This window comes from Streptomyces sp. ID05-39B (assembly GCF_033794725.1).
Classification (GTDB): domain Bacteria; phylum Actinomycetota; class Actinomycetes; order Streptomycetales; family Streptomycetaceae; genus Streptomyces; species Streptomyces bobili.
On record NZ_JARGEF010000085.1, the window covers coordinates 22,299 to 29,646 of the forward strand.

Below are 7,348 nucleotides of genomic sequence, written 5' to 3' on the forward strand. Positions count from 1 at the left end.
CGGAGTCGAGGAGGCAGCACCCCCATGTTCGATCACGTCATCCGAGGCGCGACCGTCGTCGACGGGACGGGGGCGCCGGCCCGTATCGCCGACGTCGGGGTCAGGGACGGCCGTATCGCCGCCGTAGGGCGGATCACCGGGGCGGCGCGCACGAGCGAGGACGCCGCAGGACTGGTCCTCGCGCCCGGGTTCGTCGATCCGCACACGCACTACGACGCCCAGCTGTTCTGGGACCCCTACGCCACCCCGTCCCTGAACCACGGGGTGACGACCGTCGCCGCCGGGAACTGCGGCTTCACCCTCGCCCCCCTGAACCCCTCCCGTCCCGACGACGCCGACTACACCCGCCGCATGATGTCCAAGGTGGAGGGCATGTCGCTGGTGGCGTTGGAGGAGGGGGCGCCGTGGAGCTGGCACTCCTTCGGGGAGTACCTGGACGCCCTGGAGGGGCGGATCGCGGTCAACGCCGGATTCATGGTGGGGCACTGCGCCCTGCGGCGGTACGTGATGGGCCCGGACGCCGTCGGCGGGCAGCCGAGCGAGGAGCAGCTCGCGCGGATCGTGGGGCTGCTGCACGAGGCGATGGACGCCGGCGCCTGGGGCTTCTCCACCACGCAGTCCTCCACCCACTCCGACGGCGACGGGCAGCCGGTCGCCTCCCGGCACGCCCGCCCGGCGGAGCTGCTGGCGATGGCGAAGGCGGTCGGCGAGCACGAGGGCACACAGATCGAGGCGATCGTCGCGGGCTGCCTGGACCAGTTCAGCGACGCCGAGATCGACCTGTTCGCCGAGCTGAGCGCGGCGGCCGGACGCCCCCTGAACTGGAACGTCCTCACCATCGACGCGTCCGTCCCCGAGCGGGTGCCCAGGCAGCTCGCGGCGAGCGAGCGGGCACGCAAGGCGGGCGGCCGGGTGGTCGCCCTGACCATGCCGATCCTCACGCCGATGAACATGTCCCTCGGCACGTTCTGCGCCCTGAACCTGATCCCCGGCTGGGGCCCGGTCCTCGGACTGCCGGTCCCGGAGCGCATCGCCCGCCTGCGTGACCCGCAGGTCCGGGCGGAGCTGCTCGGGCGCGCGGACTCCAAGGAGGCGGGCGTGTTCCGGCGGCTGGCGGACTTCGGCCGGTACGTCATCGGCGACACGTACAGCGAGGCGAACCGCGGCCTGTCCGGCCGGGTGGTGAAGGACATCGCGGCGGAACGCGGCCTGGACCCCTTCAGCTGCCTGGTGGAGATCTGCGCGGCCGACGAACTGCGTACGGTCCTGTGGCCCATGCCGCCGGACAACGACCCCGCGTCCTGGGCGCTGCGCGCCGAGACCTGGCAGCACGAGGACGTGCTGCTCGGCGGCTCCGACGCCGGCGCGCACCTGGACCGCATGTGCGGGGCGCCGTACACGACCCGGTTCCTCGGGGACTGTCTGCGCGGGCGGAAGCTCGTCGGGCTCGAACAGGCGGTGAGGATGCTGACGGACGACCCGGCGCGGCTGTTCGGGCTGCGGGGGCGGGGCCGGATCGAGGAGGGCTTCCACGCCGACCTCGTCCTCTTCGACCCCGAGCGGATCGAGGCGGGCCCGGCGACCCTCGTGCACGACCTGCCCGGCGACAGCCCGCGGCTGGACTCCAGGGCGCTCGGTGTGCGGGCGGTCTGGGTCAACGGGGTGGCGGCGATCCGCGACGACGTGGTGACCGGTGCCGTACCGGGGAAGGTGCTGCGCTCGGGGCGGGACACGCGGACGGTGGGCACCCGGTGAACGAGCACGGTGAGTCTCCGGTGAACAAGCACGGCCGGCATCCGGTGAACCAGCGGCTGTTCGTCGGCGGCCGGTGGGCCGAGCCGGACGGCGGTCACTACGAGGTGACCGATCCGGCGACCGAGGACACCGTCGGATGGGCGCCGGAGGCCTCGCGGGACCAGGTGCTGGCGGCCTGCGCCGCGGCCCGCGAGGCCTTCGGTCCGTGGTCGCGTACGGCACCCGGGGAGCGGGCGGCGGTGCTGGCGCGGGCGGCGGACGTCATCCGCGGCCACCTCGTGCCGTACGCCGAACTCGCGCAGGCCGAGACCGGCGCGACGACGGCGACCGCGCGGGCCATGCAGGTCGGCGTCGGGGCCGCCCGTTTCCGGCGGTACGCGCGCGTGGAGCCCGCCGAGTGGGCGATCGAGCCGCAGATCAACGAGGCGGGCCCGATGGGGCGGGCCGGCGTGATGGGCGCGCTGGCCGTCCGCCAGCCCGTCGGCGTCGTCGCCTGCATCACCTCGTACAACAACCCGTGGGCGAACCCGGCGGGCAAGATCGCCCCGGCGCTCGCGATGGGCAACACGGTCGTCGTCAAGCCCGCCCCGCAGGACCCGCTGTCCGTCTACCGGATGGCGGAGGCGCTGGAGGCGGCGGGTGTGCCGCGCGGGGTGGTGAACGTGGTCTCCGGCCGCTCGGTGGAGGTGGGGGAGACGGTGGTGGCGTCCCCGGACGTCGACATGGTGAGCTTCACCGGCTCCACGGCGGTGGGGCAGCGCATCGCCGAGGTGTGCGGGAGGTCGATGAAGCGCCAGCTCATGGAACTCGGCGGCAAGGGCGCGGCCCTGGTCCTCGACGACGCCGACATCGGCTCGGCCGTGGCCGGCATCGGAACGACGTTCTCCTTCTACAGCGGCCAGATCTGCACCGCCCCGACCCGCGTACTGGCCCAACGGGGCGTCTACGACCGCCTGGTGGACGGCCTCACGGCATACGCCCGCCGCCTGAAGGTCGGCGACCCGCGCGACCCGGACACGGTGGTCGGCCCGCTGATCTCGGCGGCCCACCGCGACCGGGTGGAGTCCTACGTGGAACTGGGGCGCAAGGAGGGCGCGGTGGTCGTGACGGGAGGCGAACGCCCGCCGCTGGACCGGGGATTCCACTACCGCCCCACCCTCCTCGCCGACTGTACGAACGACATGCGGGTGGCCCGCGAGGAGATCTTCGGCCCGGTCGTCGTCGTCATCCCCTTCGACGACGACGAGGAAGGCGTCACGCTGGCCAACGACAGCGACTACGGCCTCATCGACTACGTCTGGTCCGGCGACATCGCACGCGCCTTCCGCCTCGCCCGCCGCCTGCGCGCCGGAGGCGTCGGCATCAACACGGTCGGCCGCAACATGGAGGCCCCGTTCGGCGGCTTCAAGAGGAGCGGGGTCGGCCGCGACGTCGGCTCGTACGCGCTGCACGCGTACAGCGAGGTGCAGTCGCTCGTGTGGCCGGGGTGAGCGTTTCCTGACTTTCGCAGGGCCTCTGACAACCGCTACCCGTCCAGATCCACCCGCACCGTCAGCAGGTTCGTGCCCAGGGCCCGTACCGCCGCGCTGTTGAACCGTGGCAGGCCGCGCAGGCGGGCGACCGCGTCGTCGTCGGGCAGGAGATGCGCCGTGCCCGCGTGCCACCGTCCGCCGATCCGCACCCGCACGCGCGGATCGGCCTTGATGTTGCGGACGTACTGGGACAGCTCCCCGAACTCCGACACGAGCCAGAAGACGTTCCCGACACGTCGCCCTCCCACCGGTGTCTGCCGGGGCAGCCCGGACGTGCGGCCGGTCGTCTCGATGACGGTCTGGAAGGGGAGGCGGCGGAGCAGCGGGTTGAAACGGCGCTGGACGGCGGTGGTGGCGCGGAATCGGCGGTCGTTGAGGCGGGACATCGTCGGTGCGGCTCCTTCACACAAAGGGCTCGAACTGTTGCTTCAATGGTCTCGGATGCGCGAGCGACGAAGACGGGTGGCTGCGGATGCGGGTCGTGACCTGGAACCTGTGGTGGCGGTTCGGACCGTGGGAGGCCCGGCAGAAGGCGATCCTGTCGGTCCTGCGGGACCTGGACCCCGATGTCGTCGGCCTCCAGGAGGTGTGGGCCGCCGGTGGGGAGAACCTCGCCGAGTGGCTCGCCGGTGAGCTGGGACTGCACGCGGCCTGGGCGCCGTCCCACGCCCCCGAGCGGTGGCAGCGGCGGATCGGCGACGCGTCGGTGGGAATCGGCAACGCGGTACTCAGCCGCTGGCCGGTGGTGGCCCAGGACGTCCTCCCCCTCCCGGCGCCCGCCGAGGTCGCCGACGGCCGCCTGGCCCTCCACGCCCGCCTCGCGGCGCCCGACCACGACATCCCCTTCTTCACCACCCACCTCACGTCCCAGCTCCACGCCTCCGCGGTGCGCTGCCGCCAGGTCACCGCCCTCGCCGAGTTCATCGCCCGGCACCGCGACGGCACCCCGTTCCCACCCGTCGTCACCGGCGATTTCAACGCCTGGCCCGACTCCGACGAGATCCGCCTCTTCGGCGGCCACAGGACGGCCCCGCCCGTCCCCCGCCAGGTGTTCCTCGACGCCTGGGAGTACGCCGACCCGACGGCCCCGTCAGCCACCTGGGACGCGGCGAACCCGTCTGTGGCGGCGGGCGGCATGCCCAGCGCGCGTATCGACTACATCCACATCGGCATGGGCGGACTCGGTGAGGTGGATGGTGGCGGGGGAGGCGGATATGTGGACGCAGGCGTCGCCTTCTTGGCAGTAGGACGACTTCTGCCAGCTTGGCGGGGTCATGTCGGCTCCTTCAGAGGCTCTGGGCGACGGCGTGGATCAGATCCCGGGATTTCTCGGCGCTGAGGGCAGTGATCTCCACGATGTCGAGAAGGTTCCGGTACTTCTGGAGGTGTGCCTCGGCGTCGAGCAGCAGCGGGCCGTGGAACTGGTCGAGTTGAGCGGTGTCGAGCTGGGGTACGGCGCCGTACAAGTAGTTGATGGACTGGCCCGACCCGGGGAACGCGCCGATCCCGAACGGGATCACACGAATGGCGATGTGCTCTCGTTCGCTCATGTCGAGAAGGTGCCGCAACTGGGCTCGGGCCACGTCCCGGCCACCGACCCCCATATGCAGGGCTGCCTCGTGGACGACTGTGCTGTACGGGGTTGGGTCGGCGCTGTAGAGCACGCCCTGCCGCTTGACCCGATGGGTAACGCGGTGCTCGACCTCGGGCGGTGTAGGTGTGGGGATGACGTGGCTGAAGATCTCCCGCGCGTGATCGGCAGTCTGCAGCAGACCCGGCATGTGGGACGTGTATGCCGTCCGTATGGCGATGGAGTGATGTTCCAGTTCGGCGAGGTCGAGGAGCCCCGAGGGCAACACTTCCCGGTACGACTCCCACCAGCCGAGTGTCTTCTCGCTCGCCATCCCGACCAAGGCATCCACGAATGCCTGGTCAGGGCAGGAGTAGATGCGGGCAAGCGACCTGATGCGTTCGGGGCTCACCCCGAACCGGCCTGACTCCACATTGCTGAGCTGGCCCTGACTTGTACCCAGCGTGCGCGCGGCGTCGGTCGCCGTCATGCCCGCGCGCTCGCGCATCTTGCGCAGCTCCACGGCGAGCCGGAGGCGCCGGGCCGTCAGAGGTGGTCTTGCCGGCACGTCAATTCCTTCCGGATGCATGTTCCATCAGGTCGCTCACCCGAGTGGGAAATGAGCACAAGTATCTCCGTGTCCCGCAAATGACATTTGCGATGCTCTACCTTCTTGCTCAGGCGCCCCTCCTGGAAGCGCACCGTGGGACGCCACGGCAGAGCCACCAGGCACCTTTCCAACTCCCCTCAGTGAACGGAGACTTCTCATGGCCACCGTATCCCCGCCCTGGAACTACACCCTGCACCTCCCGCGAGATCCACGCGCACCGGGTATCGCGAGGGGCGCCCTGCGTCTCATCCTCGCCGCTCACGAGCTGCCCGAGCTGACCCGCACCGCGGAGCTGCTCGCCGCGGAACTGCTGACGAACTCGCACCGCCACACGACCGGCCTCTACGCCTTAAGGGTCCTGTCGCCTGAGCCCGGCCGGGTCCGCGTCGCCGTATGGGACACGGACCCGAGGGTCCCGCCCGGCTTCTCGCAGGACAAGGGGACCTCGCCCCCGGACGCCGAACACGGCAGGGGCCTGCACCTGGTACGGGCCTGCGCGGACGAGGTCGGAGTGTCCGTGCTCGGACACCTGGGGGAGTCGAAGGGCGGCAAGCTGTTGTGGGCGGACTGCGGGGGCGGGGCGGCGTGGTGAAACGTGAGCCGCCCGTGCCGTACGGGCACGGTCATACTGGAAGTCGGAGCCACGCCCTCCCACCAGGAGCAGATCGTGAGCGCACAGCCCGAGCACGGCTGGGGAGCGATGCCCCTCCCGGAGATCCGCACGGTGGACGACTTGCGGGGTGCGCTCAGCCGCTACGGCTTTCCTGGCGACCGGGAGCGCTTCGAGGAGGAACTGGCGGCTGCCATAGGAGCGGCCCCCACGAACGACTTCGAGGGCGCCGCAGCCGTCGTCCGGGCCTACCGGCATCGGATGCTGATCAGGAACTCGCCGGAGATCATGGCTGTTCTGGAGGACGCACGGGCCGAAGGCGGCGGTACGTGAACGGAGTCGGACCTCGCCCGCTAGCGCTGACCGCTGTGCCGTTGCCCCGAGGCCGCTGTACGCCTGACGCGATGGACACCCGCTGCCGGTGAGGACGTCCTGGCACTGCCAGGAGACCGAGCCTTCCGGCGACCGCTGTCAACGTGGAGAAGCAGCAGCATGCGGACCGCGCGGCCACCGTCCACACAAGCTGGGATCAGGTCCTTGGTTTGCCAATGATGTTCAGCTCTCGCACCCCGTGATGTCGTCCTCGCAGTCCTGTACGTCCTCGGCGGCGACGGTGTTGAGTCGCCAGAGGACGATGCCGTCGGTGTCCCGGTTCGGTGGTGTGATCCGAGCGGTGACGGGGGCGCCTGCCGGGACGTTGAATTGGTCCGCCTCACGGTCGCCGCATTCCAGCTCCCATTCGCTCTCCGTCTCGCCCCGTATCAGGGTCACTGTGAGCGTGTTCGGCGCGGGGGTCTGGCAAGCGATGTCGAATGTATAGGGCCTATCACCCGGCGTCGTAAACGTCCTGTTCAGACCCTTTGCCAGGGATGCTGTGCCCGAGTCCTCGCGGGAGGTGCTGTCGAGTTCGACTGCGTTCAGGGCGCGAGTGGCCCGTTCCATTGCCTCTTCCTGGTCTTCCTTGCCATCCCAGGTCGGTGCCTGCGATGCGGATGGGGTCTCTCCGTTCCCGGGTTCCTCGGGCTCTTGCTTCCGCTCCGTACAGGCTCCGGTAAGGGCAATGAGAGAAAGGAGAAGGGCGAGGACGGAAGGGTGGCGTGCGCGCATGGGGCTCCAGTCGGGTGTGCCGTGTGGCGCCGCCTCCGGAGAGGAGCGCCACACGCTGGTGAGAGCTAGCCTCGATCTTGCGTGACGGTCCGCCGACGGAGTCGGTGGACCGTTTTCGTGCTGTGGGCTGAGGCTGGGCAGGTTGAGGGCCCGAGTGTCGTCTC

The 7,348-nt window shown here is 70.6% G+C and carries 8 protein-coding genes and 1 pseudogene; 5 read left to right on the forward strand and 4 right to left on the reverse strand.

Translation table 11 applies throughout. The features are described from left to right. The first annotated feature begins 24 nt into the window (after positions 1 to 24). Positions 25 to 1,755, forward strand: a complete 1,731-nt coding sequence (locus P1P75_RS19790) for a D-aminoacylase (RefSeq protein ID WP_319257149.1) — start codon at positions 25 to 27, stop codon at positions 1,753 to 1,755. Then, positions 1,752 to 3,245 (forward strand): aldehyde dehydrogenase family protein, encoded by a 1,494-nt coding sequence (locus P1P75_RS19795; protein WP_319257152.1) that lies wholly within the window; start codon positions 1,752 to 1,754, stop codon positions 3,243 to 3,245. Before P1P75_RS19790 ends, P1P75_RS19795 begins: the two co-directional genes overlap by 4 nt. Before the next feature lie 35 nt (positions 3,246 to 3,280). On the opposite strand, the gene P1P75_RS19800 is transcribed toward P1P75_RS19795, so the two are convergent. Continuing rightward, positions 3,281 to 3,673 carry a nitroreductase/quinone reductase family protein gene (locus P1P75_RS19800; RefSeq protein ID WP_319257154.1) on the reverse strand — a complete coding sequence of 131 codons (393 nt, stop codon included), beginning with the start codon at positions 3,671 to 3,673 and terminating at the stop codon, positions 3,281 to 3,283. 86 nt (positions 3,674 to 3,759) lie between these two features. Between P1P75_RS19800 and P1P75_RS19805 the strand changes: the two are divergent. Further along, positions 3,760 to 4,458: pseudogene (locus P1P75_RS19805) on the forward strand (endonuclease/exonuclease/phosphatase family protein); the annotation flags it as partial. On the opposite strand, the gene P1P75_RS42045 reads toward P1P75_RS19805, so the two are convergent. Both P1P75_RS42045 and P1P75_RS19810 read right to left on the reverse strand, forming a co-directional pair. Continuing rightward, positions 4,378 to 4,563: a DUF397 domain-containing protein gene (locus P1P75_RS42045; RefSeq protein ID WP_369076340.1), complete on the reverse strand. Its 186-nt coding sequence runs from the start codon at positions 4,561 to 4,563 to the stop codon at positions 4,378 to 4,380. The pseudogene P1P75_RS19805 and the gene P1P75_RS42045 sit on opposite strands and share 81 nt — an antisense overlap. Positions 4,564 to 4,573: 10 nt before the next feature. After that, a complete protein-coding gene (locus P1P75_RS19810) occupies positions 4,574 to 5,425 on the reverse strand; it encodes a helix-turn-helix transcriptional regulator (RefSeq protein WP_319257158.1) in 852 nt (283 codons plus the stop codon). A gap of 199 nt (positions 5,426 to 5,624) precedes the next feature. Between P1P75_RS19810 and P1P75_RS19815 the strand changes: the two genes are divergently transcribed. Both P1P75_RS19815 and P1P75_RS19820 read left to right on the forward strand, forming a co-directional pair. After that, the gene (locus P1P75_RS19815; protein WP_319257160.1) at positions 5,625 to 6,059 is read left to right on the forward strand and encodes an ATP-binding protein; all 435 of its coding nucleotides are present in this window, start codon (positions 5,625 to 5,627) and stop codon (positions 6,057 to 6,059) included. Positions 6,060 to 6,134: 75 nt separating this feature from the next. Then, positions 6,135 to 6,410, forward strand: coding sequence for a hypothetical protein (locus P1P75_RS19820; RefSeq protein WP_319257163.1), 276 nt, complete (start codon positions 6,135 to 6,137; stop codon positions 6,408 to 6,410). Between the two features lie 222 nt (positions 6,411 to 6,632). Here the strand turns inward: P1P75_RS19820 and P1P75_RS19825 are convergent, their stop codons facing one another. Beyond that, a complete protein-coding gene (locus P1P75_RS19825; RefSeq protein ID WP_319257164.1) occupies positions 6,633 to 7,184 on the reverse strand; it encodes a hypothetical protein in 552 nt (183 codons plus the stop codon). Positions 7,185 to 7,348: the final 164 nt, after the last annotated feature.